3 protein-coding genes are annotated in these 2,410 nt (G+C 74.1%); 1 reads left to right on the plus strand and 2 read right to left on the minus strand.

The genetic code is table 11. The annotated features are described in order from the left end of the window. Window positions 1–14 precede the first annotated feature (14 nt). Together AOK24_RS42255 and lxmK are read right to left on the minus strand one after the other, a co-directional pair. Window positions 15–923: a T3SS effector HopA1 family protein gene (locus tag AOK24_RS42255; protein ID WP_055725178.1), complete on the minus strand. Its 909-nt coding sequence runs from the start codon at window positions 921–923 to the stop codon at window positions 15–17. Next, the gene (gene lxmK, locus AOK24_RS42260; protein ID WP_206191362.1) at window positions 920–1,948 is read right to left on the minus strand and encodes a class V lanthionine synthetase subunit LxmK; all 1,029 of its coding nucleotides are present in this window, start codon (window positions 1,946–1,948) and stop codon (window positions 920–922) included. Before lxmK ends, AOK24_RS42255 begins: the two co-directional genes overlap by 4 nt. Before the next feature lie 124 nt (window positions 1,949–2,072). On the opposite strand from lxmK, the gene AOK24_RS42265 reads away from it, so the two are divergent. Next, the coding region (locus AOK24_RS42265) for a hypothetical protein (protein ID WP_206191363.1) at window positions 2,073–2,410 on the plus strand (338 nt) is incomplete at its 3' end.

The following is a 2,410-nucleotide window of genomic DNA, read 5'->3' on the forward strand; positions in this document are numbered from 1 at the left end:
CGGCGGGCGGGAAGTCACAGGGCGGGGCAGGGGCTGTCGAGGTTGCGGTGGGGCAGCGCGGGGTCCGCGCCGGCGGCTCGCAGGGCCCGCGCGAGGGCTTCGGCGACGGGGATGCCGTACCGCGCGTGGTCGACGAGGCCGTCGGCGCAGGCGCGTGCGCGGTGCTGGCCGAAGCTCGGCTGCCGGGCGGCGCCCGCGCGCGGGGCGGGGTCCCAGGCGAGGGAGAGGCCGGGGGCGAGGGCGCGTGTGAACGGCGAGACCGGGTCGGCCAGGTCGAGCGGGATACCGGCGACGGTGTCGACGGCGCGCGCCGCGTCGTCGGTGACGTAGACGACCATGGCGTCCCTGCGGGGGTACCGGTCGGGGTGGGAGAGGATCTTCGCCCGGTACGGCAGCCCCTCCCCCTCCAGCCGGCGCAGCACCGCGCCCCACACCGCCGGGGCGGCCCCCGCGTCCGGCACGTGCAGGTAGAGCCGCAGGACGGGACCGCCCTGCGCGCGGGGCAGCCGCGACCCGACCACGGACAGGAAGCCGGGGGACAACGACGGCCGGTACGGCGGCAGTTCGACGGTTACGCCGCCGTCCCGCGTGCCCACCCGCGCGCGCGGGACCCGTACCCGGAGCCCGGCCAGGACGACGGTCGCCTCCTCGCCGTCCTCCGCCAGCAGGCGGGTGGGGACGCGGACGGCCGGGTGCGGGACGGCGGCCTTCAGCTCCGCTTCCAGCGCCGGGTCCACGAGGTCGCGGGGGTGCACGGCGGCCGGGCGCGCCCCTTGGTGGAACGTCCGGTACAGCTCCTCGGCGAGCCGGGCGCGCAGTTCGTTCAGGGTGCGCGCGCCGATCTCGGTGCCGGCGACGCGCGCGGTGAGGTTCGGTACGTCGACGTCGGTCGCGCCGGTGACGGTCGCGAGGGTGCCGGTCACAGCGCCTCCAGGCCCAGGACGCCGACGTACGCGGCGGGGCGCGCCAGCGCCGTACGGCCGACGCCGACCGCCGCGCGGTGCACGGGCGTGAGTTCGGCGCCGTACGCCGCAGCGGCCATCACGCGGTCGAGGAGGTGCCAGCCGGCGAAGGCGACCGCGCGGCGGGCGAGGTCGCGGTCGCGGCCGGGGCGCACCGCGCGGTAGCCGCGGGTGAACGCCTCCAGCGTGGGGAGCGCCTCCTGGAGGTTGCGCACGCCCCTCGCGACGATCTCGTCGTCCGCGCCGACCGTGTCGATCTCCTCGGCGGCGATGCCGACGACGCTGCGGTGCAGGAACTCGCCGGCCGTGGTGCCGAGGTCGCGCGCGGCGTCGCCGTACCGGAATTCCTCCCAGTCCGTGACGACCAGTTCCCCGTCGGCGACGAGTATCTGATCGAGGCGGAGATCTGCGTGGATGGGAACCTGCGGTGCTGTTTCCTCGTCTTTCCTGAGATTCGTGACCGCTTCTTTCAGGTGGTCGTCGCCCTGGAGAATGCGCCAGAGTTCGATGAGGCCGCCGCTGCTTTCCAGGTACTGGGCCGCCGAGAGGGCGGAGAAGACGCGGACCGAGGGCATCGGGAGCGGGCGGCGGTCGAGGTGGTGCGGGGTGAAACGGGCCGCGTGGAGTTCGCCGAGCGCGGCGCCGAGGGCGTGGGCGAGCGCGGGGGTGAATTCGCCCGCGGTCACCGCGTCGGCCGCCGTGCGGGCGTCGCGGACCCAGCGGGTCAGGTGGACGCGGCGGTCCGGGTCGGCCGCGAGGACGGCCGGCCAGCGCAGGTGGTGCCAGGTCAGGGCCTGTGCGAGGTCCTCAAGGCGGGCGCCGTGCGCCGCGTGCGGGCCGGTGACGCGCTTGGCGAACACGTCGGTCCCGCTGGTCGTGCGTCCCGCCATGTTCGGATTGCGTCCTGGATAGGTCACCACGGTGTCCGAGACGAATTCCCCGTACCCCCGCTGTCTCACGAATTCTGCTATCTCCGCGTCGGGCATGGCTCGACTCTCGCAAATGCCTTTCGGCGCGGACAAGCCTTTCGAAGATCTTCAAAAAGTCTTGTGGGCGCAACCGGCGGAGTCCTTCGGGCGTCTGATCACGTGCAGACGAACGGGGGGTTCGATGGCCACGTATTCACAGCTCTGTCTCGGTGACATGTCCGAGATCCGGATGCAATTCGTTCCGCATCCGGGGGCGAGCCTGCTTTCCCTGACGGCGGACCTGTACGGCGACCGCCGCCACGCCGTGCCGCCGGCGGCGCGCGACGCCGTACGGCGCCGGGTGCCCGCGCACGTGCGCGAGACCCTGCGTCCGCTGTTCGCGCCCGGGCATCCGGCGATCCCCGACTGCCTGACGCCGACCGCGTCCATGTCCCGCGACGGCGCCGAACACCATCTGGAGCAGCTCCTCGACCTGCCCGCCGACGCCCTTCTGGCGGCCCTGGAGGAGGAGTTCGCGGG

Origin of the sequence: Streptomyces niveiscabiei (assembly GCF_001419795.1) — a bacterium.
Classification (GTDB): Bacteria; Actinomycetota; Actinomycetes; order Streptomycetales; family Streptomycetaceae; genus Streptomyces; species Streptomyces niveiscabiei.